A 25,718-nucleotide genomic window follows, 5' to 3' on the forward strand; every position below is an offset into this window, starting at 1 on the left:
CTATCATTCTACGAGGTAACATGAAATCATTTTTTAAAACATATTGGACCTATTTTGTTTCTTTCATCATTCCTTTAGTAATTATGACTGGAGTATACCTAACTCAAGGTATCTACTGGAATAGCGATTCATCTCCACTATTAGGAGATGGTTTCCATCAATACGTTATTTTTGATGTGGCTTTACGAAATATTTTACATGGAAATGGTAGTTTGTTTTACACCTTTACAAGTGGCCTCGGACTGAATTTCTATGCTCTATCTAGTTATTACTTGGGTAGTTTTCTCTCACCTCTGGTTTACTTTTTTAATCTGTCGAATATGCCAGATGCTGTTTATCTGACCACTCTCTTAAAATTTGGATTGATTGGTCTGTCAACCTTCTTTAGTTTGACTAGATTATTTAAAGATATCCCAAAATTTTTAAAACTTGCCTTATCTACTTCCTATGCTCTAATGAGCTTTACCGTTAGTCAGTTAGAGATAAAAACCTGGCTAGATGTTTTTATCTTAATTCCTTTAATTATAACTGGTTTATACCTACTTATAACACAAAAGAAGCGCCTACTATACTTTACAAGTTTGTCAATCTTATTTATTCAAAATTATTATTTTGGGTATATGACAGTATTGTTTCTTATTTTCTGGTATCTCTGCCAAATTTCTTGGGACTTTAAAACTCGAAAATCATCTTTTCTTGATTTTGTTGTTACCTCCTTTTTAGCTGGAATGGCTAGTTTGATTATGACTCTTCCTACACTGTTTGATTTACAAACTCATGGAGAGAAGTTGACTGCTATCACAAAATTAAAGACAGATAGTAGCTGGTATTTGGATATTTTTGCAAAACAATTCATTGGATCTTTTGATACAACTAAGTATGGATCTATACCAATGATTTTTGTTGGATTGCTTCCCTTTATTTTAACCATTCTATTTTTCACAATAAAATCCATAAAGTTTCACGTGAAACTTACCTATGCAATTTTCTTTACTTTTTTAATAACAAGCTTTTACATAGAAGCACTTGATTTATTTTGGCAGGGGATGCATACCCCAAATATGTTTTTGCATCGCTATGCTTGGATTTTTTCCACTCTGTTAATTTATACTGCAGCAGAAGTATTAAATCGTCTGAAAGAACTGAAGCTATGGAATCTATTTGTCTCACTTTTTCTTGTACTAACAGGATTTTTGGCTACTGTCTATTTTAAATCACACTATTCTTTTTTAACTGATTTGAATATCCTGCTCACTCTTGAATTTCTACTAGTTTATGCTCTTTTACTTCTTGCAGTCATTAGAAAATTTATCTCTATAAATCTATTTGCAATTCTTTTGTCTTTATTTATAACAGTTGAGATAAGCTTAAATGCTTCATCTCAAATGGAAGGAATAGCTAAAGAATGGGCCTTTGCTTCTCGTAGCGCCTATAATAGAGATATCACCGCTATGGAATCCATTCTAAACCAAATTGACAATCCATTTACACGTACTGAAAAACTGCAAATTCAGACTGGAAATGACAGTATGAAATTTAACTACAATGGAATCTCTCAATTTTCGTCTGTACGAAATCGCTCAGCTAGCACTAGTTTGGATAAACTGGGATTCAAATCCTCTGGAACCAACCTCAATCTCCGTTATGTAAATAACAGTCTTTTAGCAGACAGTTTATTTGGAATCCAGTACAATATTTCTGAAACTTCACTTGATAAGTATGGCTTTCAAGAGATTTATCAAAAGGATCATTTAACCTTATATAAAAATCAACTCTCTTTACCCATTGCCTTTGCCACTCAATCTATTTACACAGATGTAAACTTTAACAATCACACTCTAGATAATCAGGCTTTATTTATAAACCAGCTTGCTAATCTCAACTTAGATTACTTCTCCCAAATAGCATCTGGTAAAACAGATACTTCAGATGGTTTAACCAGCATCACAGGTTCTGCGAATGAAGATGCAAAGATTGATTATCAAATTGAGGTTCCTCAAAATAGTCAAGTCTATCTCTCTTTTTCAAATCTTCATTTTACAAACGATAAGCAAAAGAAAGTTGACATCATTGTCAATGGAGAAAAAAAGACTTTTACAACTGACAATGCATTTAATTTCTTTAATTTAGGTTATACTGAAGAACAAAAAACTTTCAATATCAGTGTTAGTTTCCCTGGAAATTCTCAGGTGTCATTTGAAGCTCCAACCTTCTATCGTTTAGATACTCAGGCCCTAACTGAAGCAATCCAAAAAATTAAAGAACAACCTGTAGAAGTATCCACCTCTAAAAATAAAGTCTTTGCTACATATGAAGTCAAACAAGATACCTCTATTTTCTTCACTATTCCTTATGACAAAGGTTGGTCTGCATACCAGGATGGGAAAAAACTTGAAATCAAGCAGGCTCAAACTGGTTTTATGAAAGTTGATGTTCCAAAGGGAAAAGGCACCATTACACTTTCCTTTATCCCCAATGGTTTTGTTATTGGAGCAGCCTGCTCACTAACTGCCCTTCTTCTTTTTGGGATCTATAATCACAGACGAAATTTATCTAAGACAGAAAAAGATTGACCAAGGAATTGGTCAATCTTTTTAATCTTCTTCCATTTTCTTAGGTTGATAAGCTAGCATACCTAAAGCAGCAAAGAAAACTAGTGTTATAATAAGGAAAATCACTTGGTGATGAATATTTCCTGTCATAGAGATTGTTTGTCGTAAACCTGATACAGAGTAACTCATTGGTAACCAAGGATTGACACCCTTAAAGAAATCATTTGTTAAAGCAAGGGGATAGGTCCCTGCACTTGATGCTAACTGTAATAAAAGTAAAATAAGAGAGAAGAAAGCTCCAATACGGCTATTCCAAGTTGTTAAAGCTGTCACCATAGACATGAAAGCTAAACTTGTGATTATAATTAGAATCAAGGTCCTCATCTCATGGTTCGCAGTCAATCCAATAAGATGGACACCTCCATAAACTAAAACACCTGCTAAGACAGCTATAATCCCATTTATTTCAGAGCGAGACTTCAACCAAGCCCAACGACTCTCTGGATGACGTCCAGAAGGCAACTTAGCAAAAATCATATTGGTAGATATAGCAGCAACAAAAAGAGCAACTGATATCATATAAGGAGCCATAGCAATCCCATTTACAGGGACTTGGTCATTGTCTGTTTTTGAGAGAACTAGAGGTTCAGATAATGTTTCTGCATTTTTAGATTCTGTCGAAGCTGATTTAAGTTGAGTATTTGCATTACCTAATCCTTGTCCTAATGAATCAACTCCTGTCTGTAAATCTTCAAGACTAGAGGTTAAGGTTGTTCCACCATCTGCTAGTTTTCCAGCACCATCTGCAATCTTCATAGCGCCACTTCCTAGTTGAGATGCTGCAGAAAGTAACTGTGTTGATTTATCTGTTAATTGACCAGAGCCAAATTGTAATGTAGTAAGACCTGCTATCAGCTCTGGGCTCTTATTGTTCAATTGAGCAGAACCAGATGACAAACTTTCTATACCTGATACTAATTCTGGAGCTTTTCCAGCTAACGCATCTACTCCAGCTGTCAAGGTTGATGTATTTTCTGTCAACTTACTTAATCCAGAAACTAATTTATCTAGACTAGTTGTTAAACTTGTATTCTTTTCACTTAGTTGATTAGCACCAATAGAAATAGTATCCAGTCCTTTAGTATAGTTTACAACACCTTTTTCAATTGACTGACTTCCAGGAACTAACTGATTATTTACAGAAGTTTGTAATGTTGTAAATCCATTTGACAATGTTGTCAAGGAGCTAGATGCTGCAGGTAAGAGTTGATTTGCTTTCGTCTGCACATCAGATAGATTAGATACTTGTTGTTCTGAATTCTCTATACTTTCTTTTAATCCTCCTACTGTCATTAAAATTGTTTTTGCCGACTCAATAGTAGAATTAGAATTTTTAGAAATAGCTTCTGTCAGTTCTTTCTTTTGTTCCTCTGTAAGAGATTGATAAGTAGCTGTTGATTGAAGGTTTGCAAGAGTTTTCTCTTGTTCTGTCTGACTTTTGGTCACAATATCCTGAGCAAGAGTTGTTAGATTTGGCAAAGCTTCTGACAATGTACTTTTCAGTTGAGTATTATCTGATATTGTAAGAGCTTGTAGTGTTTTATTTAGTTCTCCTAAGCTTGTTGCCAATTGCGCTATTTCTTCATTTTGTTGAGATGAGGACTCTAATTGGCTTGAAATTTCTTTAATACCAGTATTTAATTGCTCCATTCCATCTCTTAGTGTATCTGATTGATTGGATAATTGACTTGTTCCGTTAGAAAGTTCTTTCACACTATTTGTATAAGCATTTACACCAACTGAAAATTGATTGAGACCTGTATCCAGTTGTGAAACGCCACCTGTATAAGACTTTATACCTGTATTTAGCTGATTTACACCTGTCACCAACTCAGGAGTTTTTGAAGCTAATTGACCAAGTCCAGTGTCAACTTGTGAGACAGCATTTGTATAACTTTGTAAACCACTATTAAAAGTTCCTAAACCAATATGTAATTGCTCTATAGCAGACACATAGCTAGATAAGCCTTTTGTAAATTGATCCGCTCCATTTGAAAAAGTTACACTTGAGTTAGCTAGAGTATTAAGATTTGTTGTCAATGTTTGACTTCCCGTCACCAACTGATCGGCTCCATTAGCTAATTGTTCACTTCCTTCAGCTGCCTTATTTATTCCAGACTTCAAATCATTCATTTTTTGAAATAAAGCCTTAGTGTACGTTTCAGTAACATTAGTAGAGACGGTTTGTTTTAATTGTGTCATTGCAGAATCACTCATCTTACTTGCAATAAAGCTATGCCCACTTGACGTCTGATAATCAATCTGCATCTGTTCAGGATGATTCGTTAGGATAGAAGTAGCTTTTTCAGATAGATCACTTGGTAAAGTCACTACCATGTAGTAGTCACCATCTTCTAGTCCTTTTTCCCCTTCCTCTTCATTAACAAAGTGAAAATCTAAAGCCTTATTTTCTTTTAAATTAGACACCATGTCTTCACCAATTCTCATTGTCTGTCCATTATAAGAAGCTTCCTTATCTTTATTGACAACTGCCACAGGTAACTCCGATACTTGACCATATGGATCCCACATGGACGATAAAAATATAATGTTGTATAAAGCTGGAATGAGAGAAATCCCTATCATTACAATGATAAAGGTCGGTTTTTTAAATATTGCTTTCCATTCTTTAAACATGTTTCCTCCTTTTTTACACATATTGTCTAAAATTTTGATATAATAGATTATACATCAAAAAATCTAAATTACAAGGTAAAAAATATTTTTTTAGACACATAGTCTATTTTTGTTTACAAGGAGGAATTATGAAAGAAAGTAACAAACGTTTAAAAACAAAACGAATTATCGAAAATGCCATGGTTCAATTATTGATGGACCAGCCCTTTGATCAAATTTCTACTGTCAAGTTAGCAGAAAAAGCCGGAATTAGTCGTTCCAGCTTTTACACTCACTACAAGGATAAGTATGATATGATTGAACTCTACCAAAGTAAGCTATTTCATACCTTTGAGTATATTTTCCAAAAACATGCTCATCACAAAAGAGATGCTATTTTAGAAGTATTTGAATATTTAGAGTCTGAGCCACTCTTGGCTGCACTCTTATCTGAAAATGGGACAAAAGAAATCCAAAATTTCTTGAGAAATAAGCTTCACATTATGCTTAGCACCGACCTTCAGAAACGCTTTATGAAATTACAACTCACTCCAATAGAATTAGAATACAGCAGTATTTATCTAACAAATGCCCTATTTGGTGTTTGCCAGACTTGGATTGCTCACGGAAAAAAAGAAAGTCCGCAAGAAATGACAGACTTCCTTATGAAAATGTTAGGTGATGTCAACTAAAAAAGAACACCATTGGTGTTCTTTTTTTTATCTGACTCCGCCAGTAGGACTCGAACCTACGACATCATGATTAACAGTCATGCGCTACTACCAACTGAGCTATGGCGGATAAAATAGTCCGTACGGGATTCGAACCCGTGTTACCGCCGTGAAAAGGCGGTGTCTTAACCCCTTGACCAACGGACCATCTATCTGTAGCAGATATAACCATTATATCAATTTCTTACTAATTGTCAATCACTTTTTAGATTTTTTCTCTAGAATATCTTTTAGTTTGCGAACTTTCAAACGGGTAATCGGGCAACGATGATCTTCATAAAAGACAACTTCTAAATTCTTTCGATCAATTTCTCTCACATTTCCCACATTGACAAGGAAAGATTTATGGGAGCAATAAAATCGCTGGGTATGTTTGTCCTTTTCCTGAATATCTGTCATAGTTCCATAGAATTCTTTAGCAAAATTCTTACCAATAATCCGAAGTTTATGAGAAACTCCTGTGGTTTCGATATACAAAATGTCATGGTAAGGAATTTTCAAATCATTTCCCTTATAGTTGTAATCAAAATAGTCTACAACATCTTCGTTTTCAAGCAGCATACTCTTAGTGTAAAAAATACTCTGCTCGATACGTTTTTTGAACAATTCATCATTGATGTCTTTGTCTACAAAATCTAGAGCTGATACCTGGTATTTGTAAGTTAAGGTAGCAAATTCAGATCGACTGGTAATAAAGACAATAATAGCATAAGGATTGTGATGACGGATAAACTGAGCCACTTCAAAGCCTTTTTTCTCGATTCCATGAATATCGATATCTAGGAAATAAAGCTGATTTACTTCATCATTTTCGATATATTCCTTAAACTCACGAACTTTTCCTGTTGTCTTATATGAAATAGGAATATTCGATTCTTCCGAGATTTCATTTAATATTCTCTCTAGTCTCACTTGATGTTCAATAACATCTTCTAAAATTAATACTTTCATTCGAATTCCCTCTTAAATCTAATAATTTGTCTAAATGTGTTGTCTTCCATCTCTGTTTCTAAAATAATGTTGTCATACTTATCTAAAATCTCCTTGACATTATTAAGTCCTAGACCTCTATTTCTTCCCTTGGTAGAGAAACCTAAGGCAAATAAATCCTCTGAAGGCGTCATAGTGATTTTGCATGAATTCTGGATAACTATAACTGTTTCAAAATCCATTTTAATGACTGCAACTTCCATTTGTTTCAAATAACTATCTGCAGCACCTTCAACAGCATTGTTTAATAAAATGCTCATGATACGAACAAGATCAAGTAAATCTATTGACAGTCTAGTAATGATATCCTTTACTTCCAATGTAAACTCTACATCATTTTTTCGTGCATAGACAATCGATTGAGCAATTAAACTTCGTAAAGCAGAATCTTCTATATTATTTAAATCAAAGTAAGTATATTTTTCTGACCTCAATTTCTGATTTGCTTTTACTAAGACTTCATTGTAAACCCTGTTAATTTCTTGTAAATCTCCACTGTCAATCGCCATTTGCATGCTAACAAGCATCCCTGCATAGTCATGACGAAAACCTCGAATTTCATTATACAACTCCACAATTTCATCAGTATAAGTCTGTAAATGCTTTTGTTCAAATTTCTTTTGTTTTAGAGCAATCTCTTTTTCAATTTGAACCTTGTGAGAATTCATTGCAAAGAAAATCAATAACAAGCAAATAAAAACAATGGTTGATAAAATACTTCCGAAGCTATTTAAATGATGAGTTGTACTTACTATATCTGAAATAAACAATAAAATATGCAAACCAAAGAAAGCAACTATTACTTTTTTTAAAAAAGGGTACAGATAATCTTTATCAAAATAAGTAAGTTCTAAATGGAAATAAGTAATAATTTTTTTAATAATAAAATATGTTAGTAATAGTACTCCTAAATAAAACATCACTTCATGTTCTATCACAAAAGCATCACCTGTTATAGAGGATAGGGTTACTGATAAAAAAGTATGTGTACTATGATATAATAAAGACAATAGTAAACTGATAAACATTCCTTTATGCTTATCATACTTCTTTAAAACTACTATAGAAGTATATAGAATAAAAGGAAATATAAACTTTTCAATCCCTAACCCAGCTAATGAAATAAAGTCAAAGAAAAATTCAGCTACAGACTGATATACAAATATACAAGCTATAAATAAATATCTTTCTTTTTTAGTTACTTTACAAATTAATTCATAGCTTATTGTTAAAATAAAAATATGAAGAATAACTATTCCAAATCCTAATAAACTCATCCTATCACCCTATAATATTACTACTTTGTCCTATTTGAAAAAAGATGTTTAAAAAAGTAAGGTAGTCTTTTATCTCCACCTCGAATCTCCTGCAATTCTGCCTCTGTTACTTCTTTAAATTGTTCCAACTTTACTGTATTTTTCATAATGAAATCTCCTGTATTATTTTTTCTTGTAAGTTAACTTACACATCTATTATACAAAATGAAGACCATGTAAGAAAAAATTCTTCCCAACTGTACATTTTTGCACCTGAAACGCACTTTTTTAAGAAAAAAGCTGGGATTTATCCCAGCTTCGCATCTAAAATTGATCCCAGCAGGATTCGAACCTGCGACCGTTCGCTTAGAAGGCGAATGCTCTATCCAGCTGAGCTATGAGACCTAACATGACCATTCTATCAAAAAACAAGAGCTAAGTCAATCTTCTATTTGTGGTAAGGAGAACCCTGTTGAATTGTAAAAGCACGGTAAATTTGTTCAACTAAAACTAATCTCATTAACTGATGTGGTAATGTCAGACGTCCAAAACTGACAGAAAGATTGGCCCTATTTTTTACAACAGGAGCTAGACCCAAACTTCCTCCAATGATAAAAGTAAGCGTTGAGTAGCCTTTTATAGAAGCTTGCTCTAGTTGCTTACTCAATTCCTCTGAGGAGAGTGTTTTTCCTTCAATGGCTAGTACAACGACAAAGTCTCTTTCTCCAACCTTAGAAAGAATTCTTTCACCTTCTGTTTCCAAGATTTTTTGATTTTCTAATTCACTGGCTTTGTCAGGTGTCTTCTCATCAGTGAGCTCAATCATTTCTAATTTGGCGAAACGTGAAATTCGTTTGGTATATTCAGCAATACCATCTTTAAGGTATTTTTCTTTTAATTTTCCCACTGTTACAATTTTTATTTTCATTCTTCTATTCTATCATATCCACACTTCATTTCACATCTTATACACACAAAAATCATTCAAAATTACTAGTGAATTCACAGAATAAAGTAAGTTATCCACAACTTGTGTAAAACTTTAAGCTTTTAAGTTTGGATTAAGTTAATAGTTTTATAATCTGAGTAAATAAATAACAAACGGAGGCGTTTATGAAACACTTACAAAAATTTTACAAAAAAGGAGTTAAAGTTCTTGCAATCATTCTAATCGGATTTTTAAGTGGTGCCTTAGGAAGTTTCGTAACATTGCAACTTTATCAAAAACAAGGAAATCAAGCTACGAATAATAATTCTGGCACTGTCACTCAAACATCCTATAAAAATGAAAATTCAACCACTCAAGCAGTAAATAAAGTTAAGGATGCTGTTGTCTCAATCATTACTTATTCTTCTTCTAGCAGTAGACAAAGTAGTGTATTTAATGCTGATGACACTAACTCTGATTCAGACAATCAACAAATCGCAAGTGAGGGATCAGGTGTCATCTATAAAAAGGATGATAAAGATGCCTATCTTGTAACTAATACTCACGTTATCAATGGAGCTTCAAAAGTTGATATCCGCTTAGCAGATGGTACCAAGGTTCCTGGTGAAATTGTCGGATCTGATACCTTCTCTGATATTGCTGTCGTTAAAATTTCTTCAGAAAAAGTTACAACAGTGGCAGAATTTGGGGATTCAAGTCAACTTAGTGTTGGAGAAACAGCGATTGCTATCGGTAGTCCTCTAGGTTCAGAATATGCTAATACAGTTACACAGGGGATTATTTCAAGTCTTAATCGAAATGTTTCTCTAAAATCTGAAGATGGTCAAGCTATTTCAACAAAAGCCATTCAAACAGATACAGCCATTAACCCTGGTAACTCTGGTGGTCCACTTGTAAACATTCAAGGACAAGTAATTGGTATTACATCAAGTAAAATTGCAAGTAATGGTGGAACATCTGTAGAAGGTCTTGGTTTTGCAATTCCTTCAAACGATGCACAAAATATCATTAAACAGCTTGAAAGTGATGGTAAAGTAACTCGTCCTGCTCTTGGAATTCAAATGGTTAATCTATCAAATGTTGGAGCTAGTGATCTTAGAAAACTTAACATTCCAAGTGGTCTCACTTCAGGTGTAGTTGTTCGATCTGTTCAAAACAATATGCCAGCAAATGGACATCTTCAAAAATATGATGTCATTACCAAAGTTGATGACAAAGAGATTGCCTCATCAACAGACCTACAACATGCTCTTTACAATCATGCTATCGGAGATACTATCAAAGTAACCTACTACCGTAACGGTAAGGAGGAAACAACCTCAATTAAACTAGATAAGAATTCTAGTGATTTAGAGTCTTAATTGACATCAGTGTAAAGAAAACTTTACAGAAAGTAAAAGATATGTTAGTGTAGAATCATGGAAAAATTTGAAATGATTTCTATCTCTGAAATACAAAAGAATCCTTACCAACCTCGAAAAGAATTTGATGTAGAAAAATTAAAGGAATTGGCTCAGTCAATCAAAGAAAATGGGCTCATCCAACCAATCATCGTTCGTCAATCTCCTGTAATTGGTTATGAAATCCTTGCAGGAGAGAGACGATATCGGGCTTCTCTCTTAGCTGGTCTTACTTCTATTCCAGCCGTTGTAAAGCACCTCTCAGATCAGGAAATGATGATTCAGTCTATCATTGAGAATTTGCAGAGAGAAAATTTAAATCCTGTTGAAGAAGCACGCGCCTACGAATCTTTAGTAGAAAAAGGATTTACTCACACTGAGATAGCAGATAAAATGGGGAAATCTCGTCCTTATATCACTAATTTTATTCGTTTGCTTTCCCTACCAGAATATATCTTAACTGAAGTAGAAAATGGAAAAATTTCTCAAGCGCATGCACGTTCACTAGTTGGTTTGGACAAAGAGCAGCAAGACTATTTCTTCCAACTAATTAAAAATGAAGACATCTCTGTGAGAAAGCTAGAATCACTTCTTACAGAGAAAAAACACAAGAAGCAACTAAAAAATGATTCTTTCATCAAAGACGAAGAAGATAAATTAAAAAAACTACTCGGTTTAAGTGTAGAAATTAAACTTTCAAAAAAAGATACTGGAAAGATTATTATCTCCTTTTCAAGTCAAGAAGAATACGATAGAATTATTAACAGCCTGAAATAAGGCTGTTCTTTTATTTTCTCAACTCACAAATTTATCCACCAATTTTTTTATCAAAAAGCCTACTAAATCAAGGATTTTCTTATTTATCCCCAACCTGTGGATAAATACTGCTAACATTGTGGATTCTTTTCCCCAATCTGTGGAAAAATCCTATTATCTATGGTAAAATAAGTCTAGCACTAAACTACTAAAATCATAGTAAAGGAGGAAAATTAGTTGAAAGAAAAGCAATTTTGGAATCGTATTTTAGAATTTGCTCAAGAAAGATTGACTCGATCTATGTATGATTTCTATGCTACACCTGCTGAACTCATCAAAGTAGAAGAAAATACAGCTACTATATTTCTACCGAGATCAGAGATGGAAATGGTGTGGGAAAAGCAATTAAAAGATATTATCATTGCTGCTGGTTTTGAAATTTATGATTCTGAAATCAAACCTCACTATATTTTCACTAAACCTCAGAGTACAGAATCTCCTCAAGTAAATGATACGAATAGTGTCTCTACTTACGATTACACACCTGCACTACCAACGATTCCCTATTCCGAAACAGGGTTAAAAGAAAAATATACCTTTGATAACTTTATTCAAGGTGATGGTAATGTTTGGGCGGTGTCTGCTGCACTAGCTGTATCTGAAGATTTAGCTCTGACTTATAATCCTCTTTTCATCTATGGAGGACCTGGTCTTGGAAAGACTCACTTACTCAATGCGATTGGAAATGAGATTTTGAAAAATATTCCTGATGCGCGTGTCAAGTACATTCCTGCCGAAAGCTTTATCAATGACTTTCTTGAACACTTGCGACTTGGGGAAATGGAAAAGTTCAAAAAGACTTACCGTAGCCTTGATCTCTTATTGATCGATGATATCCAATCTCTCAGTGGCAAAAAAGTCGCGACCCAGGAAGAATTTTTCAATACCTTCAATGCTCTTCATGATAAACAGAAACAGATTGTCCTAACCAGTGATCGAAGTCCTAAACACCTAGAAGGCCTTGAGGAAAGACTTGTTACACGCTTTAGCTGGGGATTGACGCAAAATATCACCCCTCCTGACTTTGAGACACGTATCGCCATTCTTCAAAGTAAAACAGAGCACTTGGATTACCATTTCCAAAGTGATACTCTAGAATACTTGGCTGGCCAATTTGATTCAAATGTTCGAGAATTGGAAGGAGCAATCAACGATATCACTTTAATTGCCAGAGTGAAGAAGATTAAGGATATTACTATTGATATTGCTGCGGAAGCTATTAGAGCACGTAAGCAAGACGCCCGCCAGATACTTGTTATTCCAATTGAGAAAATCCAAACTGAAGTTGGTAATTTTTATGGAGTGAGTGTCAAAGAAATGAAGGGGACGAGACGAGTTCAAAACATCGTTTTAGCACGTCAAGTTGCCATGTATCTAGCTAGAGAACTGACAGATAACAGTCTTCCAAAAATCGGAAAAGAATTTGGTGGAAAGGATCACACCACCGTGATTCATGCCCATGCTAAAATCAAATCATTGATTGACGAAGACGATAATTTACGTTTAGAAATAGAAGCAATCAAAAAGAAAATTAAGTAGCTTGTGGATAACTTTTCCTTTCTTATCTTTTTTATCCACATTTTTTAAACAAGCTTAGAAGCTTAAGTTTACTAAATAGCACCCAGTTTTCCACAAAATTCACACATACTATTATTACTATTAACTTTCTAATACTAAAAATAAATAAAGGAGAATCCATGATTCATTTTTCAATTAATAAAAATTTATTTCTACAAGCTTTAAATACCACAAAACGAGCAATTAGCTCAAAAAATGCTATTCCGATTTTATCGACAATCAAAATTGATATTAGCAATGAAGGAATTACTTTAATTGGATCAAATGGTCAAATTTCTATTGAAAATTTCATTTCTCAAAAAAATGAAGATGCTGGTCTTTTGATTACTTCTTTAGGTTCGATTCTTCTAGAAGCTTCTTTCTTTATCAATGTTGTATCTAGTCTTCCAGATGTAACGCTTGATTTCAAAGAAATTGAACAAAAACAAATTGTCTTAACAAGTGGTAAATCAGAAATTACCCTAAAAGGAAAAGATAGCGAACAGTACCCACGAATCCAAGAAATTTCAGCAAGCACACCTTTGGTTCTTGAAACCAAACTACTCAAGAAAATTATCAATGAAACAGCTTTTGCTGCAAGTACGCAAGAGAGTCGTCCCATCTTAACAGGTGTTCATTTTGTATTGAGCCAACATAAGGAACTAAAAACAGTTGCAACAGACTCACACCGCCTTAGCCAGAAGAAATTGACTCTTGAAAAAAATGGAGATGATTTCGATGTGGTGATTCCTAGCCGCTCTCTACGCGAATTTTCAGCGGTATTTACAGATGATATTGAAACTGTAGAGATTTTCTTTGCAAATAATCAAATCCTCTTTAGAAGCGAAAATATTAGCTTCTACACTCGTCTCCTAGAAGGAAACTATCCTGATACAGATCGTTTGATTCCAACAGACTTTAATACTACAATTACTTTTGATGTGGTTAATTTGCGTCAATCTATGGAGCGTGCACGTCTCTTATCAAGTGCGACTCAAAACGGTACTGTGAAGCTTGAAATTAAAGGTGGGGTTGTTAGCGCCCATGTTCACTCTCCAGAAGTTGGTAAAGTAAACGAAGAAATCGATACAGAGCAGGTGACCGGGGATGATTTAACTATTAGTTTTAACCCAACTTACTTGATTGATTCCCTCAAGGCTTTAAATAGCGAAAAGGTTACTATTAGCTTTATCTCATCAGTTCGTCCATTTACTCTTGTGCCAGCAGATACTGACGAAGATTTCATGCAGCTTATCACACCAGTTCGAACAAATTAAGTGAAAGAGGTTGAGCCTAGCTCGCCTCTTTTATGATATAATCAAAAAAGAAAAGGAGAGTAGTATGTATCAAGTTGGAAATTTTGTTGAGATGAAAAAACCACATGCTTGTACAATTAAATCAACAGGTAAAAAGGCCAATCGTTGGGAAATTACACGCATAGGGGCAGATATCAAAATCAAATGTAGCAATTGTGACCACCTTGTTATGATGAGTCGCTATGATTTTGAACGAAAAATGAATAAGATTATTGACTAAGAACCCTTAGTTAGAGGGTTAGCAAGTTTTCCCTTTTTGTGTTATAATGTTAGGGATTGAAATGAGAACGGAGAATGAGAAACTATGGCTTTAACAGCAGGTATCGTTGGTTTGCCAAACGTTGGGAAATCAACCCTTTTTAATGCAATTACAAAAGCAGGAGCAGAGGCGGCAAACTACCCATTTGCGACTATTGATCCAAACGTTGGGATGGTGGAAGTTCCAGATGAACGCCTACAAAAACTAACGGAAATGATTACTCCTAAAAAGACAGTTCCAACAACCTTTGAGTTTACAGATATTGCAGGGATTGTAAAAGGAGCTTCAAAAGGAGAAGGTCTAGGGAATAAATTCTTGGCCAATATCCGTGAAGTAGATGCGATTGTTCACGTTGTACGTGCTTTTGATGATGAAAATGTTATGCGCGAGCAAGGACGTGAAGACGCCTTTGTGGATCCACTTGCAGATATTGATACCATTAACCTAGAGTTGATTCTTGCTGACTTAGAATCAGTTAATAAACGCTATGCGCGTGTAGAAAAGATGGCACGTACGCAAAAAGATAAGGAATCTGTGGCAGAGTTTAACGTCCTTCAAAAAATTAAACCAGTCCTTGAAGATGGAAAATCAGCACGTACCATTGAATTCACAGATGAAGAGCAAAAAGTAGTCAAAGGTCTCTTCCTTTTAACCACTAAACCAGTTCTTTATGTTGCTAATGTGGATGAGGATGTAGTTTCAGATCCAGATTCTATCGAATATGTGAAGCAAATTCGTGAATTCGCAGCGACAGAAAATGCAGAGGTAGTAGTTATTTCTGCGCGTGCTGAGGAAGAAATTTCTGAGTTAGATGATGAAGATAAGCAAGAGTTTCTTGAAGCACTTGGCTTGACAGAATCAGGTGTTGACAAGTTGACTCGTGCAGCCTATCACTTGCTTGGGCTTGGAACTTACTTCACAGCTGGTGAAAAAGAAGTCCGTGCTTGGACCTTTAAGCGAGGGATGAAAGCTCCTCAAGTAGCTGGTATTATCCACTCAGACTTTGAAAAAGGCTTTATTCGTGCAGTAACAATGTCATATGAGGATCTAGTGAAATATGGATCTGAAAAGGCTGTAAAAGAAGCTGGACGCTTGCGTGAAGAAGGAAAAGAATATATCGTTCAAGATGGCGATATCATGGAATTCCGCTTTAACGTTTAATAACATTTAATAAATAGTGTCAATTAGGTTGGAAAAAAATTCCAACCCTTTTGGCTTTTGAAAGGAAAAATAAATGACTAAATTACTTGTTGGATTAGGAAATCCAGGGGATAAATATTTTGAGACCAAGCACAACGTTGGATTTATGTTGATTGACCAATTGGCCAAAAAACAAAATGTTACCTTTACACATGACAAGATATTTCAAGCTGACCTAGCTTCTTTTTTCTTCAATGGAGAAAAAATTTATCTGGTCAAACCAACAACATTTATGAATGAAAGTGGAAAAGCGGTTCATGCTTTATTGACTTACTATGGTTTGGATATTGAAGATTTACTCGTTATTTACGACGACCTTGACATGGAAGTCGGGAAAATTCGTTTAAGAGCAAAGGGATCAGCGGGTGGTCATAATGGTATCAAGTCTATTATTCAACATATTGGAACTCAAGTATTTAACCGTGTTAAAATAGGTATTGGAAGACCTAAAAAAGGCATGTCGGTTGTTAATCATGTTTTAAGTAAGTTTGAACAGGATGACTATGTGGGTATTTTACAGTCTATTGACAAGGTTGACGATGCTGTAAACTACTATTTACAAGAGAAAAACTTTGAGAAAACAATGCAGAGGTATAATGGTTAAATGGTGACTTTATTAGATTTATTCTCAGAAAATGATCAGATAAAAAAATGGCATCAAAATCTGATAGATAAGAAAAGACAACTAATACTTGGTTTATCAACGTCTACCAAGGCTCTTGCAATTGCAAGCAGCCTAGAAAAAGAAAATAAGATTGTGTTACTGACTTCAACTTATGGAGAAGCAGAACGAATTATCAGTGATCTTCTTTCTCTCTTAGGAGAGGAACTTGTCTATCCTTTTTTGGTCGATGATTCTCCTATGGTAGAGTTTTTGATGTCTTCGCAAGAAAAAATCATTTCGCGGGTTGAAGCCTTGCGTTTTTTGAATGATCCATCTAAGAAAGGGGTTTTAGTTTGTAATATTGCAGCGAGTCGGTTAATTTTACCCTCTCCGACTAGATTTAAAGAAAGTACTATAAAAATTGCAGTCGGTGAAGAATATGACCAACACGAGCTACTTCACCGGTTAAAGGAAATTGGATATCGAAAAGTTACTCAAGTACAGACACAAGGTGAGTTTAGTATTCGAGGAGACATTTTAGATATTTTTGAGATGTCTCAGTTAGAACCTTTCCGAATCGAGTTTTTTGGCGATGAAGTAGATGGTATTCGTACTTTTGAAGTCGAAACACAATTATCGAAAGAAAATCAGACAAACCTCACTATCTTTCCAGCTAGCGACATACTTTTGAGAGAAAAAGATTATCAACGAGGACAGTCAGCTTTAGAAAAGCAAATTTCAAAGACTCTATCACCAATTTTAAAATCATATTTGGAAGATATTTTGTCAAGTTTTCATCAAAAACAAGTACATTCAGATAGTCGAAAGTTTTTGTCCTTATGTTACGATAAAGCATGGACTGTATTTGATTATATTGAAAAAGATACACCAGTATTCTTTGATGACTATCAAAAATTGATGAATCAGTATGAAGCCTTTGAAAGAGAATTAGCACAATACTTTACAGAAGATTTACAGAATGGTAAATCATTTTCCGAGATGCAGTATTTTGCAGATACAGAGCAAACCTATAAAAAACAAAGTCCAGTTACCTTTTTCTCTAATCTGCAAAAGGGCTTAGGAAACCTCAAGTTTGATCACATTTATCAATTTAATCAATACCCAATGCAAGAGTTTTTCAATCAATTTTCATTTTTAAAAGAAGAAATTGAGCGATACAAAAAAATGGACTACACTATTGTTTTGCAGTCTAGCAATTCAATGGGAAGTAAAACATTGGAGGATGTTTTAGAGGAATATCAGATCAAATTGGATTCCAAAGATAAGTCAAGTATCTGTAAAGAATCTGTAAACTTGATTGAGGGTAATCTAAGACATGGTTTTCATTTTGTAGATGAAAAAATTCTCTTGATTACTGAACATGAGATTTTTCAAAAGAAATTAAAACATCGTTTTCGAAGACAACATGCTTCAAACGCAGAGCGATTAAAAGATTATAATGAACTTGAAAAAGGGGATTATGTTGTTCACCATATCCATGGAATTGGTCAATATCTAGGAATCGAAACAATTGAAATCCAAGGCATTCACCGTGATTATGTCAGTGTACAGTATCAAAATGGTGACCAAATCTCCATCCCAGTAGAGCAGGTTCAGTTACTGTCCAAATATGTTTCAAGTGATGGGAAACCTCCTAAACTCAATAAATTAAATGACGGTCATTTCAAAAAGGCCAAGCAAAAAGTTAAGAACCAGGTAGAGGATATAGCTGACGATTTAATTAAACTGTATTCTGAGCGTAGTCAGTTGAAGGGTTTTGCTTTCTCAGCTGATGATGAAGATCAACATGCTTTTGATGATGCCTTCCCTTATGTTGAAACGGATGATCAACTTCGTAGTATTGAGGAAATCAAGAGAGATATGCAGGATTCTCACCCCATGGATCGACTTTTGGTTGGAGATGTTGGTTTTGGGAAGACTGAAGTAGCAATGCGTGCTGCTTTTAAGGCAGTCAATGATCACAAACAGGTGGTCGTTCTAGTTCCAACGACGGTTTTAGCGCAACAGCACTATACGAATTTTAAGGAACGATTCCAAAATTTTGCTGTTAATATTGATGTGTTGAGTCGCTTTAGAAGTAAAAAAGAGCAGGCAGAAACACTTGAAAAACTAAAGAATGGTCAAGTCGATATTTTGATTGGAACGCATCGTGTTTTGTCAAAAGATGTTGTGTTTTCAGATTTGGGATTGATGATTATTGATGAGGAACAACGATTTGGTGTCAAGCATAAGGAAACTTTGAAAGAACTGAAAAAACAAGTAGATGTTCTAACCTTGACAGCAACGCCAATTCCTCGTACTCTCCACATGTCTATGCTGGGAATCCGAGATTTGTCTGTTATTGAAACTCCTCCAACCAATCGCTATCCTGTTCAAACCTATGTATTAGAGAAGAATGATAGTGTCATTCGTGATGCTGTCTTGCGTGAAATGGAGCGTGGAGGTCAAATTTACTATCTTTACAATAAGGTTGACACGATTGACCAGAAGGTTTCGGAATTACAGGAGTTGATTCCAGAGGCTTCGATTGGGTATGTTCATGGACAAATGAGTGAAATTCAGTTGGAAAACACTCTACTGGACTTTATTGAAGGTCAGTATGATATTTTGGTGACGACTACTATTATTGAGACAGGGGTAGATATTCCAAATGCCAATACCTTATTTATTGAAAATGCAGACCATATGGGTTTGTCAACCTTGTATCAATTAAGAGGAAGAGTCGGTCGTAGTAATCGTATTGCTTATGCCTATCTCATGTATCGTCCAGAAAAATCAATCAGTGAAGTCTCTGAAAAGAGATTAGAAGCAATTAAGGGATTTACAGAATTAGGCTCAGGATTTAAGATTGCGATGCGAGATCTTTCGATTCGTGGAGCAGGAAATCTCCTAGGAAAATCGCAGTCTGGTTTCATTGATTCTGTTGGTTTTGAATTGTATTCACAGTTATTAGAGGAAGCTATTGCTAAACGGAACGGTAATGGGAATAAAAGAATCAAAGGAAATGCTGAGTTGATTTTACAAATTGATGCTTATCTTCCTGATACTTATATTTCTGACCAACGACATAAGATTGAAATTTACAAGAAAATTCGTCAAATTGACAATCGTGTCAACTATGAAGAACTACAAGAAGAGTTGATGGACCGCTTTGGAGAATACCCAGACGTAGTAGCATACCTTTTAGAGATTGGTTTGGTTAAGTCATATTTTGACAAGGTATTTGTAGAACGTGTGGAAAGAAAAGAAAATAAGATTACAGTTCAATTTGAAAAAGTCACTCAACGACTATTCTTGGCTCAAGATTATTTTAAAGCCTTATCTGCAACGAACTTAAAAGCAGCTATAGCTGAGAATAAGGGATTAATGGAAGTTGTATTTGATGTCCGAAACAAGAAGGATTATGAAATTTTAGAAGGTTTGCTGATTTTTGGAGAAAGTTTATTAGAGATAAAAGAATCAAAGGAAGCAAATCCCATTTAACATTTTTCTTCTATAAAAAGGATAAAAATGGTACAATAATAATTTGAGGTAATAAAAATGAGATTAGACAAGTATTTAAAAGTATCACGAATTATTAAGCGCCGCACAGTCGCAAAAGAAGTAGCAGATAAAGGTAGAATCAAGGTGAATGGAATCTTGGCCAAAAGTTCAACGGATTTGAAAGTTGATGACCAAGTTGAAATTCGCTTTGGAAATAAGTTGTTGCTTGTTAAAGTACTAGAAATGAAAGATAGTACAAAAAAAGAAGACGCAGCAGGCATGTATGAAATTCTCAGTGAAACACGGGTAGAAGAAAATGTCTAAAAATATTGTACAGATGAATAATTCTTTTATTCAAAATGAACATCAACGTCGTCGTTACCTGATGAAGGAGAGACAAAAACGAAATCGTTTTATGGGTTGGGTCCTTATTTTGATGATCTTGTTGTTTATTTTACCAACTTATAACTTGGCTCAAAGCTATGATCAGTTACTACAACGCCGTCAGCAATTGACAGAGTTGAAAGAGCAGTACCAAACTCTTAGTGACGAAAAGGATAAGGAATCTGCTTTTGCTGCAAAGTTGAAAGATGAAGACTATGTAGCAAAATATGCACGCGCCAAGTACTATTACTCAAAGAAACGAGAAGCAATTTACACAATTCCTGATTTGCTTCCGAGGTAATGTCATGGAAAATTTATTGGAAGTTGTTGAGCAATTTTTAAGTTTATCAGATGAAAAATTAGAGGAATTGGCAGCTAAAAACCATTTATTACGATTACAAGAAGAAAGGGAAGAGAAGAATGCGTAAGTTCTTAGTAGTTTTATTGCTACCTGCTTTTATCATAACTTCAAGAGTAGTTAGCACAGAAAAACAGCTTCCTTACTCTTCACAAGAAATTTATTATCTAACAGAGTCTGATTATGGATTCTACTATAAAGAAACTCTGGAATCCCCAATGGTATACGGAGAAACAGCTGTCTACGCTAATGAGGATCTTGTCAAGGAGTCTGGTAAATTGACTCCTGGAAACGCCTTTAAAATCGTAGAATGGCGTTTGAATAGACAAGGTGTTCCTGTTTTTAAATTAGATAATCACCAGTTTATCCTTGCAGATAAGCGCTTAGTCTATGATCAAAGTCAAGTTCAAACTCAAAATAGACAAGTATGGTTGGAGCCAGGGTTTGTTATCTATAACAGCCCTTATGACACTAAAGAAATTTCTTCATCCCTCTCTCCCTATCAACGCGTAACGGTGGATAGAGCTCTCTTTGCTGAGGGACAAGAATTTCTTCATATCGATCAAGTTGGGTGGGTATCAAAAGAGTTCACCTCAGAAGAAGACAATCGCATCCAGAAGGTTCAAGAAGTTTTATCAAACAACTATCAGAATGAAAATTATTCTATTTATGTTAAACAACTGAGTACAGGTAAAGAGGCTGGGGTGAATGAAGACAGCAAACTTTATGCAGCCAGCATCTTGAAACTATCCTATCTTTATTATGCTCAAGATAAGATAAATCAAGGAGAGTATACGTTAGACAGTAGCTTCAAGTATGTCCCGGAAGTAAATAGTTTCCCTGGGTCCTATAAACCAGAAGGTAGTGGTAGCTTGCCTAAAAAAGAAGATAACAAAGAATACAGTCTTCAACAGTTAATTATCAAGGTAACAAAAGAGTCTGATAATGTTGCTCATAATATTTTAGGTTATTACGTGACCAATCAATCTGACGGGGCTTTTAAAGAAAAAATGTCCACCATTATGGGTGAGGATTGGGATGTGAATGATAAATTGACTTCTTCAAAAATGGCTGGAAAGGTCATGGAAGCTATTTATAATCAGAATGGTTTTGTCTTAGAGTCTCTAGGTAAGACTGATTTTGACAACCAAAGAATCGCAAAAGGTGTTTCGGTTAAGGTAGCTCATAAAATTGGAGATGCCGATGAGTTTAAACATGACACTGCCATTGTTTATACGGATTCTCCTTTCGTTCTTTCCATTTTCACCAAAAATTCTGATTATGATACTATTGCTAAGATAGCTAAGGATGTTTATGAGGTTCTAAAATGAGGGACCAGGATTTTTTAAATCATTTTCTCCAAAAAGAGTATTTCAAAAAACATTCTAAAGTCGTATTAGCTTTGTCTGGCGGACTGGACTCAATGTTTTTATTCCATCTATTGTCTACTTATCAGAAAGAGTTGGAAATTGAGTTGATTTTAGCACATGTCAATCACAAGCAGAGAAGGGAATCTGATTGGGAGGAAAATGAACTAAGGAAGTTAGCTGATGCAGCTGAACTTCCTATTTATATCACATGCTTTTCAGGAGACTTTTCAGAAGCGCGTGCTCGAGAGTTTCGTTATGATTTTTTTAGGAAAATCATAAAAGAGGTTGGAGCAACTGCCTTGGTTACTGCCCACCATGCAGATGATCAAGTTGAAACGATTTTGATGCGCTTGATTCGAGGAAGTCGGCTACGTCATTTAACAGGAATAAAAGAAAGTCAAGTAGTTGATGGAATTGAAATCCTCCGTCCCTTGTTGCCTTTTCATAAAAAGGACTTTCCACCAATTGTTCATTTTGAAGATCAAACAAATCAGGAAAATACCTATTTTCGCAATCGCATTCGGAATAGGTATATACCAGAGCTTGAAAAAGAAAATCCTCTTCTTAAATCCGCCCTTTTAGATTTAGGAAGGGAAATTTCAGATTACCAAGCAACAATAACGGAACTTTCGAAACAAATTGATGTGGAAGATTTGAATGAGTTCTTTTCATACTCAAAACAAACTCAAGGAATCTTGCTCCAAAACTATCTTAATCAATTTCCAGACTTAAATCTGACAAAGGCTCAGTTTGCTGAAGTTCGACAGATTTTAGCAACGAAAAGTCAGTATCGTCATTCTCTTAAAAATGGCTACGAATTGATAAAAGAGTATCAACGGTTTCAAATTTGTAAAATCAGTCCTCAGGCCGATGAAAAGGAAGATGAACTTGTGTTACACTATCAAAATCAAGTTCGATATATGGGCTATTTATTTTCCTTTGGCATCCCTATTGAAGGGGATTTTGTTCAAAAAGTAACGGTTTCACGGGAAACATCTGTACATATTAGATGTCGAAAACCTGGCGATGTTATTATCCTGAATGGTCATCGAAAGAAACTGAGACGCTTATTTATAGATTTAAAAATCCCTATTGAAAAACGAAAAATAACCCCTATTATTGAGCAATTTGGAGAAATTGTCTCAATTTCAGGAATTGCGACCAGTGATTTGAGTAAAAACACGAAAAATGATATAATGAACACTGTGATTTATATAGAAAAAATAGATAGGTAAAAAGATGTTAGAACACGATATTAAAAAAATCCTCGTTTCACATGATGAAATTACAGAAGCAGCTAAAAAGCTAGGTGCGCAACTAACAAAAGAATATGAGGGGAAAAATCCAATTCTTATTGGAATTCTGAAAGGATCGATTCCTTTTATGGCTGAATTGGTCAAACATATTGATACGCATATTGAGATGGACTTCATGATGGTATCTAGTTACCATGGTGGAACAGCAAGTAGTGGTGTCATTAATATCAAGCAAGACGTGACTCAAAATATCAAAGGAAGACATGTTTTATTTGTAGAGGATATCATCGATACAGGTCAAACCTTGAAGAATTTGAGAGATATGTTTATTGCAAGAGAAGCAACTTCTGTTAAAATCGCGACTTTGTTAGACAAACCAGAGGGACGCGTTGTTGAAATTGAAGCGGATTATACTTGCTTTACTATTCCAAATGAGTTTGTAGTAGGTTATGGTCTAGATTATAAAGAAAATTATCGTAACCTTCCTTATGTTGGAGTATTGAAAGAAGAAGTTTATTCAAATTAGAAAGATTTATCTTTAATGAAAAAACAAAATAATGGTTTAGTTAGAAACCCATTTCTCTACTTGTTAATTATCTTCTTCCTAGTGACAGGATTCCAGTATTTTTACTCTGGAAATACTGCTGGACGAAGTGAAAAAATTAACTATACAGAACTGGTAAAAGAAATTACTGCAGACAATGTAAAAGAATTAACCTACCAGCCAAATGGTAGCATCATTGAAGTGTCTGGTGTTTATAAAAATCCTAAGACTAGTAAAGAAGAAACTGGAATTCAATTTTTCACTCCTACTGCTACAACAGTAGAAAGATTCTCAAGTAGCATTCTTCCGTCTGATTCAACCGTTTCAGAATTGCAAAAACTTGCTTCTGAACATCAGGCAGAAGTAACAGTCAAACATGAGAGTTCAAGCGGTATGTGGATCAATATCCTTGTCTCTGTTGTGCCATTTGCTATTCTTTTCTTCTTCCTATTCTCTATGATGGGAAATATGGGAGGAAATAGTGGCCGAAATCCAATGAGTTTTGGACGTAGCAAGGCTAAAGCTGCAAACAAAGAAGATATCAAGGTACGTTTCTCGGATGTTGCTGGTGCCGAGGAAGAAAAACAAGAATTAGTAGAAGTTGTTGAATTTCTAAAAGATCCAAAACGATTTACAAAACTTGGTGCGCGTATTCCTGCAGGTGTTCTTTTAGAGGGACCTCCGGGAACAGGTAAGACCTTACTTGCTAAGGCAGTTGCTGGGGAAGCAGGTGTTCCATTCTTTAGTATCTCAGGTTCTGACTTTGTAGAAATGTTTGTCGGAGTTGGTGCAAGCCGTGTTCGTTCCCTTTTTGAGGATGCAAAAAAAGCAGCGCCAGCCATCATCTTTATCGATGAAATTGATGCCGTTGGTCGCCAACGTGGTGTCGGTCTTGGTGGAGGTAATGATGAACGTGAACAAACCTTGAACCAACTCTTGATTGAGATGGATGGTTTTGAGGGAAATGAAGGGATCATTGTTATCGCTGCGACGAACCGTTCAGATGTTCTAGATCCAGCTCTTCTCCGTCCAGGACGTTTTGATAGAAAAGTCTTAGTTGGTCGCCCTGATGTTAAAGGTCGTGAAGCAATCTTGAAAGTTCATGCTAAAAATAAACCTCTGGCAGACGATGTTGATTTGAAACTAGTTGCCCAACAAACCCCAGGTTTTGTGGGAGCTGACTTAGAAAATGTTCTAAACGAAGCAGCCTTAGTTGCTGCTCGTCGCAACAAATCAATCATTGATGCTTCAGATATTGATGAGGCAGAGGACAGAGTGATTGCTGGACCATCTAAGAAAGATAAAACAGTATCACAAAGAGAGCGTGAATTGGTTGCTTATCATGAGGCTGGACATACCATTGTTGGTTTAGTACTGTCAAATGCCCGTGTTGTTCATAAAGTTACCATTGTACCACGTGGACGTGCAGGCGGATACATGATTGCACTTCCTAAAGAAGATCAAATGCTTCTATCTAAGGAAGACATGAAAGAACAATTAGCAGGTTTGATGGGTGGTCGTGTAGCTGAAGAGATTATCTTTAATGTTCAAACTACAGGAGCTTCAAATGACTTTGAACAAGCTACACAGATGGCGCGTGCAATGGTCACTGAATACGGTATGAGTGAAAAACTTGGCCCAGTTCAATACGAAGGTAATCATGCTATGTTTGGTGCACAAAGTCCTCAAAAATCAATTTCAGAACAAACAGCCTATGAGATTGATGAGGAAGTTCGTTCATTATTAAATGAGGCACGAAACAAAGCTGCTGAAATTATCCAATCAAATCGTGAAACGCATAAGTTGATTGCAGAAGCGTTGTTGAAATATGAAACATTAGATAGTACACAGATTAAATCTCTTTACGAGACAGGAAAAATGCCTGAGACAGTAGAAGAGGAATCCCATGCATTATCTTATGATGAAGTGAAATCAAAAATGAGTGAAGAAAAATAAATTTAGAGAGGTTCAACCTCTCTTTTTATGTTCTAATGTG

Annotated in this window: 22 protein-coding genes and 3 tRNA genes; 17 read left to right on the forward strand and 8 right to left on the reverse strand. The window is 35.2% G+C overall.

The window, feature by feature from the left end; translation table 11 throughout:
* Positions 1-20 precede the first annotated feature (20 nt).
* Positions 21-2,573: a YfhO family protein gene (locus GMD3S_RS0208275; RefSeq protein WP_000834500.1), complete on the forward strand. Its 2,553-nt coding sequence runs from the start codon at positions 21-23 to the stop codon at positions 2,571-2,573.
* Between the two features lie 21 nt (positions 2,574-2,594).
* Here the strand turns inward: GMD3S_RS0208275 and GMD3S_RS0208280 are convergent, their stop codons facing one another.
* Positions 2,595-5,249 (reverse strand): YhgE/Pip domain-containing protein, encoded by a 2,655-nt coding sequence (locus GMD3S_RS0208280; protein WP_000472067.1) that lies wholly within the window; start codon positions 5,247-5,249, stop codon positions 2,595-2,597.
* 128 nt (positions 5,250-5,377) lie between these two features.
* Here GMD3S_RS0208280 and GMD3S_RS0208285 point away from each other — a divergent pair, with 128 nt between their 5' ends.
* A complete protein-coding gene (locus GMD3S_RS0208285; protein ID WP_000665080.1) occupies positions 5,378-5,920 on the forward strand; it encodes a TetR/AcrR family transcriptional regulator in 543 nt (180 codons plus the stop codon).
* Between the two features lie 35 nt (positions 5,921-5,955).
* Here the strand turns inward: GMD3S_RS0208285 and GMD3S_RS0208290 are convergent.
* From GMD3S_RS0208290 to rlmH, 7 genes are all read right to left on the reverse strand, one after another.
* Positions 5,956-6,029, reverse strand: a tRNA-Asn gene (locus tag GMD3S_RS0208290).
* Between the two features lie 5 nt (positions 6,030-6,034).
* Positions 6,035-6,106, reverse strand: a tRNA-Glu gene (locus GMD3S_RS0208295).
* Positions 6,107-6,157: 51 nt separating this feature from the next.
* The gene (gene comE, locus GMD3S_RS0208300) at positions 6,158-6,910 is read right to left on the reverse strand and encodes a competence system response regulator transcription factor ComE (RefSeq protein ID WP_000866079.1); all 753 of its coding nucleotides are present in this window, start codon (positions 6,908-6,910) and stop codon (positions 6,158-6,160) included.
* Positions 6,907-8,226 (reverse strand): competence system sensor histidine kinase ComD, encoded by a 1,320-nt coding sequence (gene comD / locus GMD3S_RS0208305; RefSeq protein ID WP_000054555.1) that lies wholly within the window; start codon positions 8,224-8,226, stop codon positions 6,907-6,909. The genes comE and comD overlap by 4 nt, the downstream gene beginning before the upstream one ends.
* Positions 8,227-8,246: 20 nt before the next feature.
* Entirely contained in the window at positions 8,247-8,372 is a 126-nt protein-coding gene (gene comC / locus GMD3S_RS0208310; protein WP_008282505.1) for a competence-stimulating peptide ComC, read from the reverse strand.
* Positions 8,373-8,536: 164 nt separating this feature from the next.
* Positions 8,537-8,610, reverse strand: a tRNA-Arg gene (locus GMD3S_RS0208315).
* A 43-nt stretch (positions 8,611-8,653) separates the two neighbouring features.
* Positions 8,654-9,133, reverse strand: coding sequence for a 23S rRNA (pseudouridine(1915)-N(3))-methyltransferase RlmH (rlmH, locus tag GMD3S_RS0208320; protein ID WP_000694220.1), 480 nt, complete (start codon positions 9,131-9,133; stop codon positions 8,654-8,656).
* A 185-nt stretch (positions 9,134-9,318) separates the two neighbouring features.
* On the opposite strand from rlmH, the gene GMD3S_RS0208325 reads away from it, so the two are divergent.
* The 15 genes from GMD3S_RS0208325 (at position 9,319) to ftsH (ending at position 25,678) form a co-directional block, all read left to right on the forward strand.
* A complete protein-coding gene (locus GMD3S_RS0208325) occupies positions 9,319-10,515 on the forward strand; it encodes a S1C family serine protease (protein WP_000681800.1) in 1,197 nt (398 codons plus the stop codon).
* Between the two features lie 57 nt (positions 10,516-10,572).
* Positions 10,573-11,331 (forward strand): ParB/RepB/Spo0J family partition protein, encoded by a 759-nt coding sequence (locus tag GMD3S_RS0208330; RefSeq protein WP_000410363.1) that lies wholly within the window; start codon positions 10,573-10,575, stop codon positions 11,329-11,331.
* A gap of 216 nt (positions 11,332-11,547) precedes the next feature.
* Positions 11,548-12,909: a chromosomal replication initiator protein DnaA gene (gene dnaA, locus GMD3S_RS0208335; RefSeq protein ID WP_000660625.1), complete on the forward strand. Its 1,362-nt coding sequence runs from the start codon at positions 11,548-11,550 to the stop codon at positions 12,907-12,909.
* Positions 12,910-13,067: 158 nt separating this feature from the next.
* Positions 13,068-14,204: a DNA polymerase III subunit beta gene (dnaN, locus tag GMD3S_RS0208340; RefSeq protein ID WP_000581139.1), complete on the forward strand. Its 1,137-nt coding sequence runs from the start codon at positions 13,068-13,070 to the stop codon at positions 14,202-14,204.
* 64 nt (positions 14,205-14,268) lie between these two features.
* Positions 14,269-14,463, forward strand: a complete 195-nt coding sequence (locus tag GMD3S_RS0208345; RefSeq protein WP_000285180.1) for a DUF951 domain-containing protein — start codon at positions 14,269-14,271, stop codon at positions 14,461-14,463.
* Positions 14,464-14,547: 84 nt separating this feature from the next.
* Positions 14,548-15,663 (forward strand): redox-regulated ATPase YchF, encoded by a 1,116-nt coding sequence (gene ychF / locus GMD3S_RS0208350; RefSeq protein ID WP_001218703.1) that lies wholly within the window; start codon positions 14,548-14,550, stop codon positions 15,661-15,663.
* Positions 15,664-15,736: 73 nt separating this feature from the next.
* Entirely contained in the window at positions 15,737-16,306 is a 570-nt protein-coding gene (gene pth / locus GMD3S_RS0208355; protein WP_000163923.1) for an aminoacyl-tRNA hydrolase, read from the forward strand.
* A complete protein-coding gene (gene mfd / locus GMD3S_RS0208360; RefSeq protein ID WP_000258068.1) occupies positions 16,307-19,810 on the forward strand; it encodes a transcription-repair coupling factor in 3,504 nt (1,167 codons plus the stop codon).
* 57 nt (positions 19,811-19,867) lie between these two features.
* Positions 19,868-20,134: an RNA-binding S4 domain-containing protein gene (locus GMD3S_RS0208365; protein WP_001234975.1), complete on the forward strand. Its 267-nt coding sequence runs from the start codon at positions 19,868-19,870 to the stop codon at positions 20,132-20,134.
* Entirely contained in the window at positions 20,127-20,495 is a 369-nt protein-coding gene (locus GMD3S_RS0208370) for a septum formation initiator family protein (RefSeq protein WP_000041922.1), read from the forward strand. Before GMD3S_RS0208365 ends, GMD3S_RS0208370 begins: the two co-directional genes overlap by 8 nt.
* A 4-nt stretch (positions 20,496-20,499) precedes the next feature.
* Positions 20,500-20,622, forward strand: coding sequence for an SP_0009 family protein (locus GMD3S_RS11100; RefSeq protein WP_000429343.1), 123 nt, complete (start codon positions 20,500-20,502; stop codon positions 20,620-20,622).
* Positions 20,615-21,883, forward strand: a complete 1,269-nt coding sequence (locus tag GMD3S_RS0208380; RefSeq protein ID WP_001224814.1) for a serine hydrolase — start codon at positions 20,615-20,617, stop codon at positions 21,881-21,883. Before GMD3S_RS11100 ends, GMD3S_RS0208380 begins: the two co-directional genes overlap by 8 nt.
* Positions 21,880-23,157, forward strand: coding sequence for a tRNA lysidine(34) synthetase TilS (gene tilS / locus GMD3S_RS0208385; RefSeq protein WP_001205564.1), 1,278 nt, complete (start codon positions 21,880-21,882; stop codon positions 23,155-23,157). Before GMD3S_RS0208380 ends, tilS begins: the two co-directional genes overlap by 4 nt.
* 4 nt (positions 23,158-23,161) lie before the next feature.
* Positions 23,162-23,704 (forward strand): hypoxanthine phosphoribosyltransferase, encoded by a 543-nt coding sequence (hpt, locus tag GMD3S_RS0208390; RefSeq protein WP_000889406.1) that lies wholly within the window; start codon positions 23,162-23,164, stop codon positions 23,702-23,704.
* Positions 23,705-23,719: 15 nt separating this feature from the next.
* Positions 23,720-25,678 carry an ATP-dependent zinc metalloprotease FtsH gene (gene ftsH / locus GMD3S_RS0208395; RefSeq protein WP_000744580.1) on the forward strand — a complete coding sequence of 653 codons (1,959 nt, stop codon included), beginning with the start codon at positions 23,720-23,722 and terminating at the stop codon, positions 25,676-25,678.
* The last annotated feature ends 40 nt before the right edge of the window (positions 25,679-25,718 follow it).

This window comes from Streptococcus sp. GMD3S (genome assembly GCF_000298695.2).
Lineage (GTDB): Bacteria > Bacillota > Bacilli > Lactobacillales > Streptococcaceae > Streptococcus.

Coding starts and splice junctions, on each gene's coding strand:
- GMD3S_RS0208275 (WP_000834500.1), top strand. CDS start 21: ATGAAATCATTTTTTAAAACATATTGGACCTATTTTGTTTCTTTCATC.
- GMD3S_RS0208280 (WP_000472067.1), bottom strand. CDS start 5,249: ATGTTTAAAGAATGGAAAGCAATATTTAAAAAACCGACCTTTATCATT.
- GMD3S_RS0208285 (WP_000665080.1), top strand. CDS start 5,378: ATGAAAGAAAGTAACAAACGTTTAAAAACAAAACGAATTATCGAAAAT.
- comE (WP_000866079.1), bottom strand. CDS start 6,910: ATGAAAGTATTAATTTTAGAAGATGTTATTGAACATCAAGTGAGACTA.
- comD (WP_000054555.1), bottom strand. CDS start 8,226: ATGAGTTTATTAGGATTTGGAATAGTTATTCTTCATATTTTTATTTTA.
- comC (WP_008282505.1), bottom strand. CDS start 8,372: ATGAAAAATACAGTAAAGTTGGAACAATTTAAAGAAGTAACAGAGGCA.
- rlmH (WP_000694220.1), bottom strand. CDS start 9,133: ATGAAAATAAAAATTGTAACAGTGGGAAAATTAAAAGAAAAATACCTT.
- GMD3S_RS0208325 (WP_000681800.1), top strand. CDS start 9,319: ATGAAACACTTACAAAAATTTTACAAAAAAGGAGTTAAAGTTCTTGCA.
- GMD3S_RS0208330 (WP_000410363.1), top strand. CDS start 10,573: ATGGAAAAATTTGAAATGATTTCTATCTCTGAAATACAAAAGAATCCT.
- dnaN (WP_000581139.1), top strand. CDS start 13,068: ATGATTCATTTTTCAATTAATAAAAATTTATTTCTACAAGCTTTAAAT.
- GMD3S_RS0208345 (WP_000285180.1), top strand. CDS start 14,269: ATGTATCAAGTTGGAAATTTTGTTGAGATGAAAAAACCACATGCTTGT.
- ychF (WP_001218703.1), top strand. CDS start 14,548: ATGGCTTTAACAGCAGGTATCGTTGGTTTGCCAAACGTTGGGAAATCA.
- pth (WP_000163923.1), top strand. CDS start 15,737: ATGACTAAATTACTTGTTGGATTAGGAAATCCAGGGGATAAATATTTT.
- mfd (WP_000258068.1), top strand. CDS start 16,307: ATGGTGACTTTATTAGATTTATTCTCAGAAAATGATCAGATAAAAAAA.
- GMD3S_RS0208365 (WP_001234975.1), top strand. CDS start 19,868: ATGAGATTAGACAAGTATTTAAAAGTATCACGAATTATTAAGCGCCGC.
- GMD3S_RS0208370 (WP_000041922.1), top strand. CDS start 20,127: ATGTCTAAAAATATTGTACAGATGAATAATTCTTTTATTCAAAATGAA.
- GMD3S_RS11100 (WP_000429343.1), top strand. CDS start 20,500: ATGGAAAATTTATTGGAAGTTGTTGAGCAATTTTTAAGTTTATCAGAT.
- GMD3S_RS0208380 (WP_001224814.1), top strand. CDS start 20,615: ATGCGTAAGTTCTTAGTAGTTTTATTGCTACCTGCTTTTATCATAACT.
- tilS (WP_001205564.1), top strand. CDS start 21,880: ATGAGGGACCAGGATTTTTTAAATCATTTTCTCCAAAAAGAGTATTTC.
- hpt (WP_000889406.1), top strand. CDS start 23,162: ATGTTAGAACACGATATTAAAAAAATCCTCGTTTCACATGATGAAATT.
- ftsH (WP_000744580.1), top strand. CDS start 23,720: ATGAAAAAACAAAATAATGGTTTAGTTAGAAACCCATTTCTCTACTTG.